A 20,412-nucleotide genomic window follows, 5' to 3' on the forward strand; every position below is an offset into this window, starting at 1 on the left:
AATAGTCCTCATTCCACTTCTTTTGGATTGACGTGCACTCTAGCTTACAGTTGTACGCCGAACAAGTCCGATCAGCCATTTCCTTTTGTAAATTTGCGTCATGTGACGCCACTCGCTAAAATCGCGCCACTGCCTGAAAAATGAGCCTTTCCCGTGAAGTTATCCCCGGTTGAACACGCGCAATTAAACTGGAACGATCAGGGTACACCTGTTTCCCGAGCGTTCGACGACGTCTATTTCTCCAACGACAACGGACTGGAGGAGACGCGCTATGTGTTCCTCGACGGTAACCATCTTCCGCAGCGATTTGCCGCACATCCACGCGATCTGTTCATCGTTGCCGAGAGCGGTTTTGGCACCGGACTCAACTTTCTTACCCTGTGGCAGGCGTTCGATCGCTTCCGCGCCGCCCATCCGCAAGCCGGCTTGCGCCGCCTGCACTTCATCAGCTGCGAAAAATACCCGCTGACCCACGCCGATCTGGTGAGCGCGCACGCGCGCTGGCCGGAACTGGCCCCGTGGGCCGGACAGCTACAGCAGCAGTGGCCGCTGGCCCTGCCCGGCTGTCAGCGCCTGCTGTTCAATGGCGGCGAGGTGACGCTGGATCTGTGGCTGGGTGATATTAACGCGCTGATTGATACTTTTGATGACAGCCTCAACGGCCAGGTTGACGCGTGGTTTTTAGATGGCTTCGCGCCGGCGAAAAATCCGGAGATGTGGACGCCTTCGCTGTTCGCCGCCATGGCGCGGCTGGCGCGTCCCGGCGGCACCTTCGCCACCTTTACCTCGGCGGGCTTTGTGCGGCGGGGCTTACAGCAGGCCGGGTTCAGCGTGGCGAAGCGCAAAGGGTTCGGCCACAAGCGTGAAATGCTGACCGGCGTGCTGGACAGCGCCCCCGGGCAGCTAGCGGCTCAGCCGTGGTATGCGCGTCCGCAGGCCACCAGCCGCGAGGTGGCGCTGATTGGCGGCGGCGTGGCCAGCGCGGTGCTGGCGCTGGCGCTGCTGCGGCGTGGCTGGCAGGTTACGCTGTACTGCGCCGATGCCGCCCCGGCGCTCGGCGCATCGGGTAATCGTCAGGGCGCGCTCTATCCGCTGCTTAACCAGCACGATCCGGCGCTCGCCACTTTTTTCCCGGCGGCATTCAGCTTTGCCCGCCGCCTGTACGATGCGCTGCCGGTGATGTTCGAACATCAGTGGAGCGGCGTGCTGCAGCTCGGCTGGGATGCCAAAAGCGCGGAGAAGATCGCGCAGATGCTGAGCATGGAGCTGCCGCACGAGCTGGCGCACGGCGTCAGCCCGCAGCAGGCGCAACAGCTGGCCGGCGTCGATCTCGACTGCGGCGGTATTTTCTATCCGCAGGGCGGCTGGCTGTCGCCGTCGCAGCTCACCAGCAATCTGCTGGAGTATGCCCAGACTCAGGGGCTGCGCATGCACTGGCTGCATCGCGTGACGCAGCTGGTCCGCCAGCAGGCAGGCTGGACGCTGCAGTTCGCCCAACAGCCTGCGGTAAGCCATCAGCAGGTAGTGCTGGCCAACGGCCATGCGCTGCAGGCGATCGGGCAAAGCCGCGATTTGCCGGTGTATGCGGTGGCCGGTCAGGTCAGCCATGTGCCGACCAACGCGGCGCTGAACCCGCTGCGCACCGTGCTGTGTTATGACGGCTATCTCACCCCGGTCAGCCCGAACTTTGCCACGCACTGCATCGGTGCCAGCTACCATCGCGGTGAGACGGCAACCGCTTTCCGCGCCGACGATCAGCAGGAGAATCGCCAGCGGCTGATTAACTGTCTGCCGCAGGTTAGCTGGCCGACGCAGGTTGACGTCAGCGCTGATGAAGCGCGCAGCGGCGTGCGCTGCGCCACGCGCGATCACCTGCCGATGAGCGGCAGCGTGCCGGATTACGCGGCGACGCTCAGTGAGTATGCGGATTTACCGGCGCAGCGCGCGCGCGGCGAGCAGATTGCGGAAGCGCCGGTGCATCCCGGCCTGTTCGTGCTCGGCGCACTGGGGTCGCGCGGACTGTGCAGCGCGCCGCTGGCAGCAGAAGTGCTGGCGGCACAAATGAGTGGCGAGCCGCAGCCGCTGGACAGCAGCACGCTGGCGGCGCTGCATCCCAACCGTTACTGGGTGCGCAAATTGCTGAAAGGGAAAAAGGCAGGACGCTAAAGCGCGGGGCGAGCGATCGCCCCGGCCAGTCAGGCAGTGAGGCGCGCCTGGGTAAACAGGTTATCCCACATGCCCACCACCAGCGCCTGGTCGCGCGGCGACAGCTCACCGGCGGCGATGGCGTTTTGCAGGCTGTTGGTGACCTGAATCTGCAGCGCTTCCGGCGTGTGTTCGCCGCTCTGCTCAATTTCCGCTACTGCCAGCGTCAGATGGCCACGCAGATAACCGCTGGCAAACAGTTCGTCGTCGCTGGCGTGTTCGACCATATCGTCAATCAGCGCCAGAATGCGGGACTCGAATTCTACGATCATCTTCTCATCATCCTTCATTTATCGGAGTGCGGCTCACAGATCTTCCGGCCACGGAAACTGTGCCGCCGTCAGTGCAGGCGTACCATAATAGCTGGCTAACGCATCAATAAAGCGCGCCGGACGCGCCGGAATGCCGTGCTGCAGATAATGCATTACCTGTGCATGCACCTTACGCTGAAACGCGATGCGATCCGGTTCACAATCGCCGTCGAGATTGTCACAGCTGACGTTAAAGGGAAAGCCGGCTGCCACACAGAACAGCCACTCCAGCGCCTGCGGCTTAATTTCCACCGCTTCAAACTGGCCCTGCGTTTGCGCATCGCGCCCGTCCGGGCAATACCAGTAACCAAAATCCACCAGCTTGCGCCGCGCTTCACCGGCAATACACCAGTGCGAAATTTCGTGCAGCGCGCTGGCGTAAAAGCCATGGGCAAACACCACGCGGTGCCACGGTGAGGTGTCATCCGCTGGAAGATAAATAGGTTCATCATCGCCTTTAATTAGACGCGTCTGAAAATCGTCAGCAAAGCAGCCGTCAAAAATCTCCACCAGCTGCTGATAATGGTGCTCTTTACTCATAATATTTTAATCTTTAAACAAACCGCCGCCATTGTCGCACTGGCGGCCGGTTTTGACGAGTGCGGATTACAGTGCGGCAAACCAGGCGAGAATGACACTGCCGTGGCTGTCCCACAACAGCTTAGCGCTCATCACGGCAGACACCGTCACCACCATCGGGCGAATCAGCTTCTGACCGCGGCTCAGCACCAGCCTGGCGCCGAGGCGTGCGCCAATAAACGCCCCCAGCAGCATAATCACGCCGGTGCCCCACACCACCTTGCCGCCGAACATAAAGAACAGCAGACTGGCGAAGTTAGAGGTGAAATTTAGGATTTTGGCGTGGGCGGTGGCTTTCGCCAGATTGAAGCCGCAAAGCGTGACGAAGGCCAGCGCATAGAACGAGCCGGCACCCGGGCCGAAGAAGCCATCGTAAAAGCCGACGCAGCCGCCGCCCACCAGCGCAAACGCCAGGCCGTGCAGACGCTGCTCGCGATCGGCCTCGCCAAGACGCGGCATCAGCAGGAACCACAGCCCGATGCTGATCAGCAGCAGCGGCAGTATCTGGCGCAGTATCTCAGCCTGAATATGCTGAATCAGCAGCGTTCCGCCAATCGCGCCGAGAAAGGTCATGGCGATATTCAGCCGCTGCTCGCGCAGTTTCACCGCGCCGCGCCGTACAAAATAGAGGCTGGCCGAGAAGGAGCCGCCGACCGATTGCAGCTTGTTGGTCGCCAGCGCCTGCGCCGGCGAAAGACCGGCCGCCAGCAGCGACGGCACGGTCAGCAGACCGCCACCGCCAGCAATGGAATCAATAAAGGCCGCCAGCACCGCGACCAGAAACAGCACGCCAAGTACCACCGGGCTGACAACAAACAGATCCATCTCAGGTTCCTACAGTAGATGCTTATCAAGTAACGCCTGGCAGGAAGGCGGCAACGGCGGCGGCGACTTCTTCACCGGCGGCGTAGTGCCCGGCTTCTTCGGCAGGAACCAGCTCTCCAGCTCTGCGCCGCAGCCATCGCCCGGCGGCGGTGGCGCCTGATCTTCACACTCCAGGCTGCCCGGCGGACAGCGCAGGCGCACGTGCATGTGTGCCCGGTGGGCGAACCACGGCCGCACTTTGTTGAGCCACGCACGATCGTTACCGGCATCGGCACAAAGCTGCTTTTTAATTGCCGGATTGACGAAGATGCGCGTGACGTCGTCATCTTTCGCCGCCAGCTTGATCAGGCTGTCGATCTGCGGCTGCCAGTGACGCGCAATCACCTGGCGGTCGTCCGGCCCAACCAGATCGAGCGGCTGCGGCTTCAGCAGCTGCTGTGCCGTCCAGCGGCTCTGCGGCAGCTGCAGCCAGATATCCACGTCGAGACCGGTCTGATGGCTGGCGTGGCCGCTGCTAAAACGTCCGCCGGCGGCCATGCCCATATCACCAATCAGCACCTGGCCCAGCTGCAGCTGATGCGTCTGGGTGCTGAGGCGCTGGATAAAGGCGATCAGGTCCGGGTGGCCGTAATAGCGGCGCTGATCCTGACGCATCACCTGATAGTTGGGCGAGTTGAGCGGCAGCTGCTGCGCCCCGACGATACAGCCGTTGGCAAAGCTGCCGATGGACTGCGGGCTGCCGGCAATCGGTTGATGGATTTGCTGCCACGGGGTGGCAGCCAGGCTGGCCGCACTGCACAGCAGCGCGGCAAGGGAGAGAAGCAGGCGGCGCATCATGCGGCTTACCAGCGCGGGACGCTGCTGTTAACGTCAGCGTTCTGCCCACGCTGGCGCAGCAGGTGATCCATCAGCACAATCGCCATCATCGCTTCCGCGATCGGGACCGCGCGGATGCCAACACAGGGATCGTGACGGCCTTTGGTGATCATCTCCACTTCCGCGCCGTCGCGGGTGATGGTGTTGCCCGGCACGGTGATGCTGGAAGTGGGCTTCATCGCCAGGTTGGCGCTGATGGTCTGACCGCTGCTGATCCCGCCGAGAATGCCGCCGGCATGGTTGCTTTGAAAACCATTGCTGCGGATTTCATCACGGTGCTGACTACCGCGCTGGTTGATTACCGCGAAACCATCACCGATCTCCACGCCTTTCACCGCGTTGATGCTCATCAGCGCGTGCGCCAGATCGGCGTCAAGGCGATCGAACACTGGCTCACCGAGGCCCGGCGGCACGTTTTCGGCCATCACCGTGACTTTGGCACCGATGGAGTCACCCTCTTTTTTCAGCGCGCGCATCAGTTCGTCCAGCGCATCGAGTTGGTCGGCATCGGGGCAGAAAAACGGGTTATCTTCCACGATACTCCAGTCTTTCAGCTCGCAGGCGATGTCGCCAATTTGCGCCAGATAACCGCGCACCACGATGCCGTGCTTCATATGCAGATACTTTTTAGCAATGGCACCGGCCGCCACGCGCATGGCGGTTTCGCGGGCCGAGGAGCGGCCGCCGCCGCGATAGTCGCGCAGGCCATATTTCTGTTCGTAGGTGTAATCCGCATGGCCGGGACGGAACAGATCTTTAATCGCGCTGTAATCCTGCGAACGCTGGTCGGTGTTTTCAATCAGCAGACCGATGGAGGTGCCGGTGGTGACGCCTTCAAACACGCCGGACAAAATCTTCACCTGATCCGGCTCGCGGCGCTGGGTGGTATAGCGCGAAGTGCCGGGACGACGGCGGTCAAGATCGTGCTGAATATCGGCTTCGGTCAGCGGGATGCCGGGCGGCACACCATCAACAATGCAGCCAAGCGCAATACCGTGCGACTCGCCAAAGGTGGTAACGCGAAAAAGTTGTCCGATGCTGTTTCCGGCCATGGGGGTTCCTTGTTGCGATGTTGCGGGCGAGCGCTCGCCCCGATTTTTAGTCTTTATAGAATGAGAAGTGCGACTGCGCTGCGACGATTTGATCGCGCGTCAGCATGAACACGCCGTCACCGCCGTTATCAAACTCCAGCCAGGTAAAAGGCACGTCCGGATACTGCTCCATCATGTGCACCATGCTGTTACCGACTTCGCAAATCAGCACGCCCTGCTCGCTGAGGTAGTCCGGCGCGCAGGCCAGGATGCGGCGCACCAGCTTCAGGCCGTCGCTGCCCGCGGCCAGACCGAGCTCCGGCTCGTGGCGATATTCGTTCGGCAGGTCGTCCATGTCTTCGGCATCGACGTAGGGCGGATTGGTGACGATCAGATCATATTTAACCTGCGGCAGATTGCGGAACAGATCGGCGCGAATCGGCGTGACGTGATGCAGCAGCCCGTGCTCTTCAATATTCTGTTCAGCCACGGCCAGCGCGTCGGTGGAGATATCCACGGCATCCACTTCCGCTTCCGGGAAGGCGTACGCACAGGCGATGGCGATGCAGCCGCTGCCGGTGCACATGTCGAGAATATGGCGCGGCGCGCCGTCGATCAGGCCGGCAAAGCGGTTTTCGATCAGCTCGCCAATCGGTGAACGCGGCACCAGCACGCGCTCATCGACATAGAATTCATGGCCGCAGAACCAGGCTTTGTTGGTGAGGTAGGCCACCGGAATGCGCTCGTTAACGCGACGGATTACGCGTTCCACGATGCGGTGACGTTCGCTGGCGGTCAGGCGCGCGTGGCGCATGTCTTCCGGAATATCCAGCGGCAGCCACAGCGTCGGCAGCACCAGTTGGACCGCTTCGTCCCAGGGATTGTCCGTGCCGTGGCCGTACCAGATGCCCGCCGCCGAAAAGCGGCTTACTGCCCAGCGCAGCATATCCTGAATGGTGTGCAGTTCGTTCACTGCCTCATCGACGAAAATCTTGTCCACGTAGCCCTCCGCAGGCCATAAAATCAATCGGCCGATAGTGTGCCATGAAGCCGGGCAGAATTCAGCGCAGCGAGGTGAAAAAGCTGACATTTGTTGACGCTTAGCGGTAAGGTAACGGCCAGACACCCGCCATTTCTGATGATTCACTGAGACATGAGTAAAAAGACGCCGCTAAGCCAGGACGACCAGGCGCTGTTCCGCCAGCTAATGAGCGGTACGCGCCAGCTGAAACAGGATACGATCGTGCACAAACCGGCAGTGAAAAGCCGTGAAGTGCCGCTGAAGCGGCTGCTGTCTGAGCAGGCCGATAACAGCCATTATTTCTCCGATGAGTTTCAGCCCCTGCTCTCCAGCGACGGGCCGACGCGCTACGTACGCGCCGACGTCAGCCATTACGAGCTGAAAAAATTACGGCGTGGCGATTACACGCCAGAGATTTTTCTCGATCTGCACGGGTTAACCCAGCTCCAGGCGAAACAGGAACTCGGCGCGCTGATTGCCGCCTGCCGCCGCGAGCATATTTTTTGTGCCAGCGTGATGACCGGCCACGGCAAGCACATTCTCAAGCAGCAAACCCCGCTGTGGCTGGCACAGCATCCGCACGTGATGGCGTTTCACCAGGCACCCAAACTGTTTGGCGGCGACGCCGCGCTGCTGGTATTGATTGAAGTCGAAGAGTGGCAGCCGCCGGAGTTACCCTGACAGGGCAGGATTAGGGAACATTGCGCACATCATTCCCCGAAATAATTCAGGTTGCAGCAAGGCGGCAAGGAAATGAATCCCCAGGAGCTTACATTAGTAAGTGACTGGGGTGAATTGACGCAGCCAACGCCGCTGCGGCCTGAAGTATGACGGGGAATTACATGGCTTTGGCTAATTTGGCCGGACTCACCTGCCACGCCAGCTTGCCTTCGCAGGCGTCGGCATCGAACTCCACGCAGGCAATGGCGGAGGTGGCGAACATCGGTGGCGCTTCCTGCGGGCAGAGTTCAGATACCAGATAACCCACCAGCGGCAGATGCGAAATCACCAGCACCGCGTGCGCACCCTGCACCGCCAGCGCCTGTAAATGGCAGGCGACCATGCCCGGATCGCCGCCTGGCGTCAGTTCTGGCAGCACTTCCTGCCCTTCCGGCAGTTTCAGCGCTTCACGTACCGTGGCGAGCGTTTGCCCGGCGCGCAGATAAGGGCTGACCAGCACCTTATCGATTCCCGGCGTCTGACCATTCAGCCAGCTCGCCATCTGACGTGATTCGTCGCAGCCACACAGGGTGAGAGGACGAACCGCATCACTCGCTGCTTCCAGAGCTGCGTCGCCGTGACGCATGATAAAAACTTGCATAAAGCACCGCTGTTGTTTGTCGATATCGTCGGGTACCACAGCACCAGACGCTTCATTCTGCGAATGAACGCTGTGTTTTACCCCAATGGCTTGAGTATAGTCAACCGGTTGTTTATTAAATAAGCACATCTCAGAATGGTGCCGCGCCAGGCACTGCGCGGCCCCGATTCTAACCCGCTGAATCCGTGCGGCTATTCATGAATGTGCAGAAGTGTAAAAATTCGTTTTCCCTTCTGACATTGCCACTAACGCGTCACAGGGCGTAAAACGCTCGCCGTATTGCTGCATTAATGTACGTAATGTATTGACGATCTCGGCCGCGCCGCGCTGGTCAATATAGCGAAACGGCCCGCCGAGAAACGGCGGAAACCCGATGCCAAACACTGCCGCGATGTCGCCATCGCGGGCGCTGCGGATCACCGCTTCGTCGAGACAACGTACCGCCTCGTTGAGCATCAGCATCACGCAGCGCGTGGCGATCTGCTGCTCGCTCTGTTTCGCCTGGGGTTTTAACTGCAGCAGGCGGTACAGACTGGCATCGGCCTGACGTTTGCGCGGCCAGCGCGTGCGCTGATAATCATAAAAACCTTTCTGGTTTTTGCGCCCTTTGCGATCGTCGGCCAGGATAGCGCTCACCGCCTGCGGCGCGCTGAAGCGTGAACCGTAGGCCTGTTCGAGAATCGGGCTGATTTTGCTGCCGACATCAATACCGACTTCATCCAGCAGCTGCAGAGGGCCGACCGGGAAACCAAATTTCACCAGTGCGCTATCAATGTGTTCAATGGGCTCGCCCTCCAGCAGACAGCGCATGGCTTCATTTATATAGGGCGCGAGAATGCGGTTAACATAAAAGCCGGGACGGTCAGCCACCACCACGGCGGTTTTGCCCTGACGACGCGCCAGATCCACCGTGGTGGCCAGCGTCTGTGCTGAGGTGCCGCTATGCGGAATCACCTCGACCAGCGGCATCTTGTCTACCGGGCTGAAGAAGTGCAGACCGATAACATTCTCCGGGCGCTGCGCGCCGGCGGCGATCTGCGCAATCGGCAGCGAGGAGGTGTTAGACGCAAAGATGGTATGCGACTGACAGTGTTCTTCAATCTCGGCCACCATTTGCTGCTTCAGCGCCAGATCCTCAAACACCGCTTCGATCACCAGATCGCGCTGGCGGAAGCCCTGATAATCGGTGCCGCCGCTGATGCGCGCCATCTGCTGCTGGCGTTCCGCCGGCTTGAGCTGGCGCCGTTTTACCTTTTTGCTCAGCAAATCCCAGCTGTACTGCAGTGCGTGGTTAACGCCGTTAAGGTTGATATCGCGGATACGCACCGGCAGACCGGCTTTCAGCGCGGTGACGCTGGCAATCCCGCCGCCCATCAGCCCGCCGCCCAGCACGCCAATCTGCTGCAGCGGGCGCGGCGGCGCATCCGCCATCGGCTCTTTCTTCAGGGCGGTGGAAGCAAAAAACAGGCTGCGTAGTGCGGCCGACTGCACGGTCATCGCCAGCTCGCCAAACGCGCGCGCTTCCGCGGCGTGACCGGCGGCGCTGCCCTGCTCCAGCCCGATGCGCACCACCTGCAAAATGCGGTCGGTGGCCGGATAGTTACCGTGGGTTTTACCATCGGTCTGGCGTTTGGCCAGCGTAAACAGCAGCGGACGCGCCAGCGGCCCCTGCAGCAGGCGATCGCGGCGCGACAGGCTGCGTGCGGCGTGCTTTCCTTTATGGACACGTGCCACGGCGGTTGCCAGCAGAATCGCCTGCGGCACCGCATCATCCACCAGGCCAAGCTTCAGCGCCTGCTTAGCGCGCAGCTGTTTGCCGCTGAGGATCAGCGGCAGCGCCTGCTGCACACCAATCAGACGCGGCAACCGCTGGGTGCCGCCGGAACCGGGCAACAGGCCGAGCTGCACCTCTGGCAGGCCGAGACGGGTTTTCTCATCCAGCGAGCAGATGCGCGCATCGCAGGCCAGCGCCAGCTCCAGCCCGCCGCCAAGACAGGCTCCATGAATGGCGGCGACCACCGGGAACGGCAGCGCGGCGATCTCCGCCATCACTTCCTGTCCCTGCCGCGCCAGCGCTTCAGCCTGCTGCGCCGTTTCACAACGGGCGATCATGCTGATGTCCGCACCGGCGACAAAGTTGTCGCGTTTGCCCGAAATCAGCACGATGCCCGCCAGCTGCGCATCGCTGCGCGCCTCCGCCAGCACCGCGCGGATTTGCGGCACAAACTCCGCTTTCAGGGTGTTCATCTTTTCGCCCGGCACATCAATGGTGATCACCGCAACGTGATCCGGACGCATCTGTAAATGGAATGCAGATTCGCTCATTATTCGGCCTCCAGAACCATCGCGCTGCCTAATCCGCCAGCGGCACAGGCGGTTACCAGCCCTAAGCCGCCGCCGCGCCGCCGCAGCTCATGCAGCGTTTGCGTGATCATGCGCGCGCCGGTGGCGGCGAACGGATGACCGTAGGCGATGGAACCGCCCAGCACGTTGAAACGCGTCTCGTCGACTTCGCCCAGCGCGCGATCGCGCTTCAGCACCTCGCGCGCAAAGCGTTCATCGTTAAACAGCCTGAGGTTGGCCAGCGTCTGCGCGGCAAAGGCTTCATGCATGTCGATCAGCGTCAGATCGCCGAGGTTAATGCCGGCGCGATCCAGCGCCAGCGGTGATGCGTAAGCCGGTCCGAGCAACATGTCCTGCCAGACATCAATCGCGGCAAACGCATAGCTGCGCAGGTAACCGAGCGGTGTAATGCCCAGCTCACGCGCGCGCCCTTCGCGCATCAGAATCAGCGCCGCCGCGCCATCGGTCAGCGGCGTGCTGTTGGCCGCGGTGACCGAGCCGTGGCGACGGTCAAACGCCGGACGCAGCTTTGCATAATCCGCCGCACTGGCGTTAAAGCGAATGTTGTTGTCCTGCTCAATCGGTGCTTTCCACGGCGGCACAAACGCCGGCATCACTTCCTGTGCCAGCACGCCGGATTGCCAGGCCTGCGCGGCACGCTGGTGCGAGCGCAGCGCCAGTGCGTCCTGCTGCTCACGCGTAATACCGTGCGTTTTGGCCATCTGCTCGGCGGTGTCGCCCATGCGTAAACCGGTGGAGTATTCCGCCACGGCCGGCGGCACCGGCAACAGATCGCGTGGGCGCAGGCGGCGTAAGATGTGTAATTTTTTGCTCAGGGTGCGGGCTTTGTTGAGATCAACCAGCGCGCGCGCCAGCGTTTTGCTGACGCCAATCGGCAGCACCGAGGAGGAGTCAGCGCCACCGGCAATACCTGCATCGATGGTCCCGGCCATCAGGCTTTCCGCCACGTTGGCCACCGCCTGAAAGCTGGTGGCGCAGGCACGGCTCACGCTGTAGGCATCAGTGTGCACGCTCAGTCCGCTGCTCAGCACGATTTCACGCGCGATATTGGGGGCTTCCGGCATCTGCACCACCTGGCCGAACACCAGCTGATCGATCACCTCCACCGGCAATTCGCTGCGCGCCATTAATTCGCTGACCACCATGCGCCCCAGCTCCAGCGCCGGAATGCCGTGAAAGTCGCTTGCCTGGCGGGCAAACGGGGTGCGTAATCCGTGGGTAATGGCGATACGTTCGCCCTGACGCGTCAGCAGCGGCTGCGCTTTGCTCATTGCACTCACCTGTAATTTACGACCGTAGCATCATTGCCAAACAGGTCTGACCTGATCATCAGTGTTAACCAGGTGTTGCTAAGTCGCCAATAACAGGAGAAAAAAAGTGCGAGGAGTAACACGAAAAAGAGGCAACGCTGCCGAAAAAGCGGGTCGGCAGCGGCGGGATTAACGTAAGCCGAGCTGGAAAATCAGGGTTTCGGCCTGGCAGGCAAAGGTGAAATCGACGTCCAGGCGCACGCCGTCTGCTTCGTTGGTAAAGCGCGAATGAATCTCGCACGGATCGGACTCGACCTGGCGCGCTTTGGCGCTCAGCTCGGCCAGCATTGCTTCTGCCGCCTGACGGTCAGCGAACACGCCTGACCAGCTGGCGCTGCAATCGGTATTGTCCATCACGGTGCCTACGTCAACGCAGCAGCAGGCTGCCGTTTCGTTCGCACTACAGTTTCTAATGGCATCAGTCATGTTTTTCTCCTGACGATAAATCAACACTATCGGATCATTTTCTGCTGCAAAGTGTACGCCGGATGCCACGTCGCGGCTATCTTCCGCCCGCTAAGTGACGAATATCACACTAAAAATTGATCCAAAACAAATTTGACTCGCTATGCTGGAGCAGAACCGCAAGGATTTTGTTAAGCAGATCTGATTTTATCGATCAAAGCAGAAATATTTTAAAAACAATATTGCAACAAATACACAGGTCGGACCTATACTCGTCGCACTGGTCTGATATGTGTCTTTGTCGTCAGTCCCTACAATCCGCCGTCCTTTGTTACGCGACGTAACAACGTTTAATAATAAATCTAGATGAGGTTGTGGTCATGAACCATAAGAACCTGTTTGCAAAGTCAGCTGTGGCAGCTGCAGTGGCGCTCGTCTCTTCTCACGTCTACGCCGCAGGCTTTCAACTTAACGAATTCTCAGCAATCGGCCTGGGCCGCGCCTATTCCGGTGAAGGCGCCATGGGTGATACCGCCGCCTCTGCCAGCCGTAACCCAGCCACCATGGCCCTGATGGACCGCCCTTCTTTCTCTATCGGTGCCGTCTATATCGACCCGGAAGTGGATATCAGCGGTAACAGCCCGACCGGCAACAGCCTCAACGCCAGCAATATTGCGCCAAACCAGTGGATCCCGAACATCCATTATGTGCATCCGATTAACGATCAGTGGTGGATTGGCGCCTCGGCCACCTCGAACTACGGTCTGGCCACCGAATTTAATAACGGCTACACCGCGGGCGGCTTCGGTGGCAAAACCGATCTGATGACCGGCAACTTCAACCTCAGCACCGCTTATCGTTTAAATGATAACTTCAGCTTCGGCGTCGGCTTTGACGCGGTGTACGCCAAAGCGAAAATTGAGCGCTACGCCGGTGAAGCCGGTGCCCGCGCCGGTCTGCCGGCCGATACCCAGGTCGCGCACCTGAAAGGTGACGAATGGGGCTACGGCTGGAACGCCGGTATCCTGTATGAAGTGGATAAAAACAACCGCTTCGGCTTCACCTATCGTTCCAAAGTGAAGATCGATTTCGACGGCGACTATAAGAGCAATATCCCGCGCGCCTTCAACGGCACGCCGCAGGCGATTGCGCTGGGTCTGCCGTATGGTACCAGCGGCGCCACCATTCCGGGTTCGCTGACGCTGAACCTGCCGGAAATGTGGGAAGTGTCCGGCTGGCATAAAGTGGCGCCACAGTGGGCGGTGCACTACAGCCTCGCCTATACCAGCTGGAGCCAGTTCCAGGAGCTGAAAGCCACCGGCAGCAACGGCCAGACGCTGTTCTATAAAGATGAAGGCTACCGTGATGCATATCGCATCGCGTTAGGTACCACTTACAACTACGACGATAACTGGACGTTCCGTACCGGTATCGCGTTTGATGACAGCCCGGTGCCGGCGGATAAACGCTCCATCTCGATTCCGGATCAGGATCGCCTGTGGCTGAGCGCCGGTGCGTCTTACGCCTTCACGCCGGATGCGTCGGTGGATGTCGGGGTTTCCTATATGCACGGTCAGCACGTGACGGTGAAAGAAGGTCCTTATACCTTTAATTCCGAAGGTAAGGCCTGGCTGTACGGCGCTAACTTCAACTACAAGTTCTGATAATCAGTGCAGCGGCCCATGCGGGTCGCCAGCTGAAAACAAAACGGCGACCTGTTGGTCGCCGTTGTCATTTATTGAGAGTCGATATCTTTTAAATCGTCCTGAATCGCGCTGGCGTTCGGATTCTCCTCCGGCTTCAGCTTGCCGCCGCTGGCGAGGAAATCGTTACGCTGGAAATAGGCGTTGCGGATAAAGGCGTACGGATCCTGCTGCTGTCTGAGCAGGCCGTCGGAATCAAGCAGCTGCGCGCGCGTTTCCACCCCTTCCAGCGTCCATTTACCGATCGACATCGGCCAGGTAAGCCAGCTCAGCACCGGATAAAGCGTATCGACGTAGTCGCCGCCATCCTGACGCACGGTAAAGCTGCCGTAACCTGGCAGCACCACGTACGGACCGTAGCCAACGCCATAACGGCCCAGCGTGCTGCCAAAGTGGTGCGGCACTTCACGCGCCAGCTGGGGATTGGCTTTGCCGGCGACATCGATGAAACCGCCGAGGCCGAGCACGGTGTTCAGGAAGAAACGGGTAAAGTGAATGCCCGCCTGACGCGGCTCGCCGACCAGAATCGAGTTTACCATGCTGGCCGGTTCATCAAGGTTACCGAGGAAGTTGCTCAGCCCGGTACGGGCCGGCACCGGCACGTAATCACGCCAGGCAACCGCCACCGGACGCACCACATAGGGATCCAGCACGTTGTAGTTGAAGTTAAACATCGTGCGGTTGAACCCTTCGAGCGGATCGCTGCGCTGCGCAGGCGTCGTCTCGTCGGCCGGTTTGGAACTGGCACATCCCACCAGCAGTAAACTGGCCAGCGCCAGGCCGGTCAGGCGATTATTCATTCTTCTCTCCCTGTGCAGATAAAAGGTGTATCGCTTCAGGGCTGCTGCTGATTGACCTCAACAGCCATCGGCTGGTGACCATCCCAGGGGGTGACCGCGCTTAAACCAAACCAGTCGCCGGACTGCGGATTAGCACTACCATCGCGCGAAATGCGCACCCTGACCTGCACCTGATGCTGCGCCGAAAGCAGGCGATCCGGCATCATGGCGTTGCTGTCATCCAGCGTAAGCGATAGCGGGAAGTGGCTGAGCGGTAAACGCTTTACAGCCACAGGCACCGGTGAAACACCGTCAGACACAGAAATATACAACACTCCGCCCGGCGGTAACATTTTTTCTGCCTCTGGCGTTAAGCTCACCGTCAATGCCAGCTGGCTATTTTGCTGTCCCGCGTCGGTTTTCGCTTGTTCAATGCTGCGCTCTATCATGGTAATGCGTCGATCGCCGGCCGGCAGCAGCTTCAGCATCACCTGCCACGCGCCAATCGCTTCGCCATACTGTTGCTGCTCAAAGGCATTGAACGCTAGCAGACTGAGGGTGCGCACGTTGCTGTGGTCGCGCTTCAGCAGGTCTTTCAGCAGCATATTGGCCTGGCGGTTATCCTGCGGATCGCTGGAGCGCGTCAGCACTTCGGCATAATCCTGCTGCAGTTCAAGGTTGTCCGGCGCCAGCTGCAAAGCGTGCTCAAAGGCCTGGCTGGCATCGGTGGCGTTGTTCAGCACCATGCCGAGGCGACCCAGCATCGCCCAGTCATTGAGGTTTTGCGGATCGTTTTGCAGCGAGGTGCGCAGGCCGAGCTGCAGACGCGCCAGCTCTTCCATGGTCAGCGGCTGCGCATTGGGATCCATCACCCGGGCGCGCAGCGCCGGGTACTCCTGCTGCACGCTCTGCCAGCCCGCCAGCTGGGTGAGGCCACCGGTTTTCAGATAAACGCCCACCGACACCAGCACCAGGACGATCACACCCGGCAGCAGTACCCAGCGGCTGCTGTGATGCGCGCGTGCCGCCGCGTCGCCGGGCACGTCGGTCAGCAGCGTTTGCTGCAGTTCACGCACCATCTCCGGACGTTCGCTGACCACGCCCTCGGCTTCATCATGCTCCAGCTCGCGCAGGCGCTGCTGATAAAAATCGGTATTGAGACGATCGCGATCGCCGCTGCTGGCCTGACGCTGCCGCCAGCCGGCACCGACAAACAGCGCCGTCGCCGCCGCCAGTAAAATAATCAGGGTAATCCAGAATCCAGTCATTACGGCTTCCCGTCACGCTTCAGAATCGCCGCAAGGCGCTGTTGTTCATCGTCATCCAGCTCGCTGCGCGCGTTGCCGCGTCGGCTGCGCAGAATAATAATCAGCCCACCGAGCACCACAAACAGTGCCGGTCCGACCCACAGAATCAGCGTCGACGGCGTCACCGGCGGTTCATAAGTGACGAAGTTGCCATAACGCGCCACCATGTAATCAATGATCTGCTGGCGGCTCTGGCCCTGCTTCATCAGCTCATACACTTTCAGCCGCATGTCGGCGGCAATCATCGCGTTGGAGTCGGCAATACTGTTGTTCTGGCACTTCGGGCAGCGCAGCGATGCGGTGAGCTCGCGATACTGCTCCTCCTGCTGGACCGAATCGAACTGATAAGTATCGATCGCGGCCCACAGGCTGGTGCTCAGCAGCAGACCCGCGAGCAACATAAGCAGTTGCTTCATACGCCGGCCTCCTTGCTGTATTTCTGCCACAGCGGCTTCAGCTCTTCATTCCACACCCGGTCGTTCATGTCGCCGGCGTGGCGGTAGCGGATAATGCCGTGGCCATCAATCAGGAAGGTCTCCGGCGCGCCGTAGACGCCGAGATCCAGACCGAGCATGCCGTCGCCGTCATACAGGCTCAGCGCATACGGATTGCCGAGCGTGTTAAGCCAGGTGACGGCTTTGCTGCGGTCGTCTTTGTAATTGAGGCCAACCACGCGAATGCCCTGCTCCGCCAGCGTGTTGAGATATTGATGTTCGGCGCGGCAGGTCGGACACCAGGTGGCCCAGACATTCAGCAGCAGCGGTTTGCCATCGGTCAGCACCTGCTGGTTATAGATTTTACCTGGCTGATCCAGCGCTTCGAGTTTAAACACCGGCACCGGTTTACCGATCAGCGCCGATTCGAGGCGCGTAGGATCGTCACCGCTGGCGTTGCGCGTCAGCTGCCACAGCAGCGCCGCCGCCAGCAGCAGAAACAGGACTAAAGGAATAAACAGGATCTTTTTATTCATGCCAGTTCCTCGCGCTGCGCTTTTTTGCGCGAGCGGTAGCGCGGATCGAGCAGGCACAGCAGGCCGCCCACCGCCATAAACACGCCGCCGAACCAGATCCAGCGCACAAAGGGTTTGTAATAAATACGCACCGCCCAGGAACCGTCATCCAGCTCTTCGCCCAGCGCCGCGTAGAGATCGCGCGTGAAGCCGCCGCTGATCGCCGCTTCCGTCATCATGGTACGCGCTGCGGTATAGAAGCGCTTCTCTGCATACAGCACCGCTTCTGGCTTACCGTTGCGTGTGACATCGATAATCGCCACGCCGCCGCTGTAGTTGGGGCCCTGCAAATTGTGCACATCGCGGAAAATAAAGTGATAGTTGTGGATATCCACGCTGTCGCCGGCCTTCATGCGTACGTCACGCTCAACGCTGTATTGGGTGCTAAAGGCAATGCCCACCACCGTCACCGCCACGCCAAGATGGCCCAGCACCATGCCCCAGTGGCTGCGCGACAGATGGCGCAATCCCGCCAGAAAACGATGCCGATGGGTAGCGCGTTCGTGCAGCTCCATCAGCGTCAGCAGGATCACCCAGATGGCCATCAGCAGGCCAATCACCGTCATCGCTTCGATGCGATCCTGCAGCAGCCACGGCAGCACGATCGACAAAATCAGCGTCACCAGCAGCCCCACGCCGAGCCGCTTCCACAGCTTTTGCGGCTCATCACGGCGCCAGCGCACCAGCGGCCCGATGCCGAGCATCAGCGCGAACGGCGCCATCAGCCAGGTGAACATGGTATTGAAGAACGGCTCGCCAACCGAAATGCTGCCCAGCCCGAGCTGTTTATGCACCAGCGGCAGCAGCGTACCGAGCAGCACCACCAGCATTGCGGCAATCAGCAGCACGTTGTTGCCGAGCAGGAAGGATTCGCGCGACCAGGCTTCGCTTTGCACGCGGCTACGCACCTGGCCCCCTTTCAGGGCGTACAGCAGCAGCGAACTGCCAATGACAATCACCAGGAAGGCGAGGATAAACATACCGCGCGCCGGATCCGAGGCGAACGAGTGCACCGACACCAGCACGCCGGAACGCACCAGGAAGGTACCCAGCAGGCTTAATGAGAACGCGGTAATCGCCAGCAGCACCGTCCATGACTTAAAGCTGCCGCGCTTTTCTGTCACCGCCAATGAGTGCATCAGCGCAGTACCGGCCAGCCACGGCATAAAGGAGGCGTTTTCGACCGGATCCCAGAACCACCAGCCGCCCCAGCCGAGTTCGTAATACGCCCACGCGGAACCGAGCACGATACCAATAGTCAGAAATACCCATGCCGCGGTGGTCCACGGACGTGACCAGCGCGCCCAGGCGGTATCCAGCCGGCCAGCCATCAGCGACGCAATGGCAAAGGCAAACGCCACCGAGAAGCCAACATAGCCCATATAGAGCAGCGGCGGATGGAAGATCAGCCCGATATCCTGCAGCATCGGGTTGAGGTCGCGCCCATCAATCGGAAAGTTCGGCAGCGTGCGGGTAAACGGATTCGAGGTGAGGATGATGAACAACAGGAAGCCGAGGTTGATCATCCCCATCACCGCCAGCACGCGCGCCAGCGCATCCTGCGGCATGCCGCGGCTGAAAATCGCTACCGCTAATGTCCAGGTGCTGAGCAGCAGCACCCACAGCAGCAGCGATCCTTCATGCGCGCCCCAGGTGGCGGCGATGCGGTAATACACCGGCAGCAGCGAATTGGAGTTGGTGGCAACGTAGCCGACGGTAAAATCGTTGACCACAAACGCGTGCACCAGCACGAGGAACGCGGCAGCGATGCACAGGAACATGCCCCAGGTGAGCGGACGCGCCAGCGCCATCAGCCGGCCATCCTGACGCGCCGCGCCCCACAGCGGATAAATACTTAATAGCAGCGCTAAGCCCAGCGCCAGACACAGCAGAAAGCTGCCAATTTCCGGCATCATGATTGCGTACCCGCCTGCTGATAGGCCGCTGCCGGTCCGTTATGATTCTTCTTCATTGCGTCCTGAATTTCCGGCGGCGTGTACTTCTCATCGTGCTTCGCCAGCACCTCTTTGGCGTTGACCAGATTGCCGTCTTCCAGCACGCCCTGCGCCACCACGCCCTGCCCTTCACGGAACAGATCCGGCAGAATGCCTTCGTAGCTGACGCTGACTACGCCGTTGGCATCATACAGTTTGAACGACACCGCCAGCGTTTTCGGATCGCGTTTGACGCTACCGGGCATCACCATGCCGCCGACGCGCAGGCGCTGTCCGGCCTCCGGCTTCTGGTGATCCTCACCTTTGCCGTAGAGAATTTCACTCGGGGTGTAGAACAGGTCGATGTTGGAACGCAGCGCGTACATCACCAGCGACGTGGCAAGGCCTAAGCCCACCAGCACCGCCACCACCACATACAGGCGGTTACGACGACGGATATTCACACGGACTCTCCTGCTGCTTCACTGGCAGCTTGTTTAGCTTTTGCCGCGCGGATGCGGCGCTCGCGGGACTGACGCTGGCGAATCTCTGCCAGCAGGCGGCGACGGAACAACACGGTGTGCAGCACCAGACCGATTAGCGGAATCAGCGTAAAACACACCGCCAGCCAGACGTAAAAGGCATAGCCGCCCATGGCGAAAAACTCGCTCCACGATGAGAAGGCAGGCGTCATGCTTTGCGTCCTCCCTGCGCCACGTCAATCGCCCACGGGCGGTGACGCTCGGTAAACAGAATCAGGTTGCGCAGACGCATCAGGGTGAGCGCACCAAACACCAGCAGATAGCCGAGAATCGACCAGCGCAGCGGCGTGCGCATGCTGGGATCGATCGCCTGTTGCAGAATGCCCGACGAGCCCTGATGCAGCGTGTTCCACCACTGCACGGAGAAGTGAATAATCGGCAGGTTAACCACGCCGACCAGAATCAGGATGCCGGCCGCGCGTCCGGCGGTGCGGCGATCGTCGAAAGAGTGATAGAGCGCAATCACGCCCATATAGAGGAACAGCAGCACCAGTTCAGAAGTCAGACGCGCATCCCAAATCCACCAGGTGCCCCACATCGGCTTGCCCCACGCCGAGCCGGTCACCAGTGCGATAAAGGTAAATACCGCCCCAACTGGCGCCATCGCCGCAGCCGCCAGATCGGCCATTTTCATCTGCCACACCAGACCGATGAAGGCGGCGATGGCCATCGAGGCATAGACGCCCATCGACCACATCGCCGCCGGCACGTGAATGTACATGATGCGGAAGCTGTTGCCCTGTTGATAATCCGCCGGCGCAAAGCCGAATCCCCAAATCCAGCCGAGCAGCAGCGCGCCGACGCCCAGGACTGCGAACCAGGGAATCAAGCGACCGCATAGCTGGTAAAGCCGCTCAGGCTTTGCCCACTGGTGTAACCATTTCCACATT

Annotated in this window: 21 protein-coding genes; 3 read left to right on the forward strand and 18 right to left on the reverse strand. The window is 60.3% G+C overall.

Annotated elements, in window-relative coordinates; all coding sequences use genetic code 11:
• The first annotated feature begins 153 nt into the window (after positions 1 to 153).
• Positions 154 to 2,166, forward strand: coding sequence for a bifunctional tRNA (5-methylaminomethyl-2-thiouridine)(34)-methyltransferase MnmD/FAD-dependent 5-carboxymethylaminomethyl-2-thiouridine(34) oxidoreductase MnmC (gene mnmC, locus QMM04_RS12110; protein ID WP_282996254.1), 2,013 nt, complete (start codon positions 154 to 156; stop codon positions 2,164 to 2,166).
• A 29-nt stretch (positions 2,167 to 2,195) separates the two neighbouring features.
• Here the strand turns inward: mnmC and QMM04_RS12115 are convergent, their stop codons facing one another.
• The 6 genes from QMM04_RS12115 to prmB form a co-directional block, all read right to left on the reverse strand.
• Positions 2,196 to 2,477: a YfcL family protein gene (locus tag QMM04_RS12115; protein ID WP_010617478.1), complete on the reverse strand. Its 282-nt coding sequence runs from the start codon at positions 2,475 to 2,477 to the stop codon at positions 2,196 to 2,198.
• Between the two features lie 33 nt (positions 2,478 to 2,510).
• Positions 2,511 to 3,056, reverse strand: a complete 546-nt coding sequence (locus tag QMM04_RS12120; RefSeq protein WP_021509161.1) for an elongation factor P hydroxylase — start codon at positions 3,054 to 3,056, stop codon at positions 2,511 to 2,513.
• A gap of 66 nt (positions 3,057 to 3,122) precedes the next feature.
• Positions 3,123 to 3,920: a sulfite exporter TauE/SafE family protein gene (locus QMM04_RS12125; protein WP_058758411.1), complete on the reverse strand. Its 798-nt coding sequence runs from the start codon at positions 3,918 to 3,920 to the stop codon at positions 3,123 to 3,125.
• A gap of 9 nt (positions 3,921 to 3,929) precedes the next feature.
• Positions 3,930 to 4,754 (reverse strand): penicillin-insensitive murein endopeptidase, encoded by an 825-nt coding sequence (gene mepA / locus QMM04_RS12130; protein WP_058782053.1) that lies wholly within the window; start codon positions 4,752 to 4,754, stop codon positions 3,930 to 3,932.
• Positions 4,755 to 4,762: 8 nt separating this feature from the next.
• Positions 4,763 to 5,848: a chorismate synthase gene (aroC, locus tag QMM04_RS12135; RefSeq protein ID WP_282996255.1), complete on the reverse strand. Its 1,086-nt coding sequence runs from the start codon at positions 5,846 to 5,848 to the stop codon at positions 4,763 to 4,765.
• A gap of 46 nt (positions 5,849 to 5,894) precedes the next feature.
• On the reverse strand, positions 5,895 to 6,827 hold the full coding sequence (gene prmB / locus QMM04_RS12140; RefSeq protein ID WP_021509157.1) for a 50S ribosomal protein L3 N(5)-glutamine methyltransferase: 933 nt from the start codon (positions 6,825 to 6,827) through the stop codon (positions 5,895 to 5,897).
• A gap of 153 nt (positions 6,828 to 6,980) precedes the next feature.
• On the opposite strand from prmB, the gene smrB reads away from it, so the two are divergent.
• Positions 6,981 to 7,529: an endonuclease SmrB gene (smrB, locus tag QMM04_RS12145; RefSeq protein ID WP_021509156.1), complete on the forward strand. Its 549-nt coding sequence runs from the start codon at positions 6,981 to 6,983 to the stop codon at positions 7,527 to 7,529.
• A 157-nt stretch (positions 7,530 to 7,686) separates the two neighbouring features.
• Here smrB and sixA read toward each other — a convergent pair whose 3' ends face one another.
• The 4 genes from sixA to QMM04_RS12165 all read right to left on the reverse strand — a co-directional run bounded on the left by sixA (position 7,687) and on the right by QMM04_RS12165 (position 12,269).
• Positions 7,687 to 8,169 (reverse strand): phosphohistidine phosphatase SixA, encoded by a 483-nt coding sequence (gene sixA / locus QMM04_RS12150; protein ID WP_021509155.1) that lies wholly within the window; start codon positions 8,167 to 8,169, stop codon positions 7,687 to 7,689.
• Positions 8,170 to 8,364: 195 nt separating this feature from the next.
• Positions 8,365 to 10,494 carry a fatty acid oxidation complex subunit alpha FadJ gene (gene fadJ / locus QMM04_RS12155; RefSeq protein ID WP_282996256.1) on the reverse strand — a complete coding sequence of 710 codons (2,130 nt, stop codon included), beginning with the start codon at positions 10,492 to 10,494 and terminating at the stop codon, positions 8,365 to 8,367.
• Positions 10,494 to 11,804 carry an acetyl-CoA C-acyltransferase FadI gene (fadI, locus tag QMM04_RS12160; RefSeq protein ID WP_150361567.1) on the reverse strand — a complete coding sequence of 437 codons (1,311 nt, stop codon included), beginning with the start codon at positions 11,802 to 11,804 and terminating at the stop codon, positions 10,494 to 10,496. Before fadI ends, fadJ begins: the two co-directional genes overlap by 1 nt.
• 168 nt (positions 11,805 to 11,972) lie before the next feature.
• A complete protein-coding gene (locus tag QMM04_RS12165; protein ID WP_185749257.1) occupies positions 11,973 to 12,269 on the reverse strand; it encodes a YfcZ/YiiS family protein in 297 nt (98 codons plus the stop codon).
• Between the two features lie 359 nt (positions 12,270 to 12,628).
• On the opposite strand from QMM04_RS12165, the gene fadL reads away from it, so the two are divergent.
• Complete coding sequence (gene fadL, locus QMM04_RS12170) at positions 12,629 to 13,912, forward strand: long-chain fatty acid transporter FadL (RefSeq protein WP_021509151.1); 1,284 nt, start codon at positions 12,629 to 12,631, stop codon at positions 13,910 to 13,912.
• A gap of 71 nt (positions 13,913 to 13,983) precedes the next feature.
• On the opposite strand, the gene mlaA is transcribed toward fadL, so the two are convergent.
• Genes mlaA through QMM04_RS12210 form a run of 8 tightly spaced genes read right to left on the reverse strand, consistent with a single transcriptional unit; the run spans position 13,984 to position 20,411 of the window.
• Positions 13,984 to 14,751 carry a phospholipid-binding lipoprotein MlaA gene (gene mlaA, locus QMM04_RS12175; protein WP_021509150.1) on the reverse strand — a complete coding sequence of 256 codons (768 nt, stop codon included), beginning with the start codon at positions 14,749 to 14,751 and terminating at the stop codon, positions 13,984 to 13,986.
• 35 nt (positions 14,752 to 14,786) lie between these two features.
• The gene (gene ccmI / locus QMM04_RS12180; RefSeq protein ID WP_282996257.1) at positions 14,787 to 15,998 is read right to left on the reverse strand and encodes a c-type cytochrome biogenesis protein CcmI; all 1,212 of its coding nucleotides are present in this window, start codon (positions 15,996 to 15,998) and stop codon (positions 14,787 to 14,789) included.
• Entirely contained in the window at positions 15,998 to 16,453 is a 456-nt protein-coding gene (locus QMM04_RS12185; protein WP_021509148.1) for a cytochrome c-type biogenesis protein, read from the reverse strand. The genes ccmI and QMM04_RS12185 overlap by 1 nt, the downstream gene beginning before the upstream one ends.
• Positions 16,450 to 17,007, reverse strand: a complete 558-nt coding sequence (locus QMM04_RS12190) for a DsbE family thiol:disulfide interchange protein (protein ID WP_021509147.1) — start codon at positions 17,005 to 17,007, stop codon at positions 16,450 to 16,452. Before QMM04_RS12190 ends, QMM04_RS12185 begins: the two co-directional genes overlap by 4 nt.
• Positions 17,004 to 18,962: a heme lyase CcmF/NrfE family subunit gene (locus QMM04_RS12195; protein ID WP_282996258.1), complete on the reverse strand. Its 1,959-nt coding sequence runs from the start codon at positions 18,960 to 18,962 to the stop codon at positions 17,004 to 17,006. The genes QMM04_RS12190 and QMM04_RS12195 overlap by 4 nt, the downstream gene beginning before the upstream one ends.
• Positions 18,959 to 19,444, reverse strand: a complete 486-nt coding sequence (gene ccmE / locus QMM04_RS12200) for a cytochrome c maturation protein CcmE (RefSeq protein WP_021509145.1) — start codon at positions 19,442 to 19,444, stop codon at positions 18,959 to 18,961. The genes QMM04_RS12195 and ccmE overlap by 4 nt, the downstream gene beginning before the upstream one ends.
• Positions 19,441 to 19,674 carry a heme exporter protein CcmD gene (ccmD, locus tag QMM04_RS12205; protein ID WP_031280028.1) on the reverse strand — a complete coding sequence of 78 codons (234 nt, stop codon included), beginning with the start codon at positions 19,672 to 19,674 and terminating at the stop codon, positions 19,441 to 19,443. The genes ccmE and ccmD overlap by 4 nt, the downstream gene beginning before the upstream one ends.
• Positions 19,671 to 20,411: a heme ABC transporter permease gene (locus QMM04_RS12210; RefSeq protein WP_031280027.1), complete on the reverse strand. Its 741-nt coding sequence runs from the start codon at positions 20,409 to 20,411 to the stop codon at positions 19,671 to 19,673. The genes ccmD and QMM04_RS12210 overlap by 4 nt, the downstream gene beginning before the upstream one ends.
• Between the last annotated feature and the right edge of the window lies 1 nt (position 20,412).

The organism is Pantoea sp. Pa-EAmG (genome assembly GCF_030024295.1).
Classification (GTDB): domain Bacteria; phylum Pseudomonadota; class Gammaproteobacteria; order Enterobacterales; family Enterobacteriaceae; genus Pantoea; species Pantoea dispersa.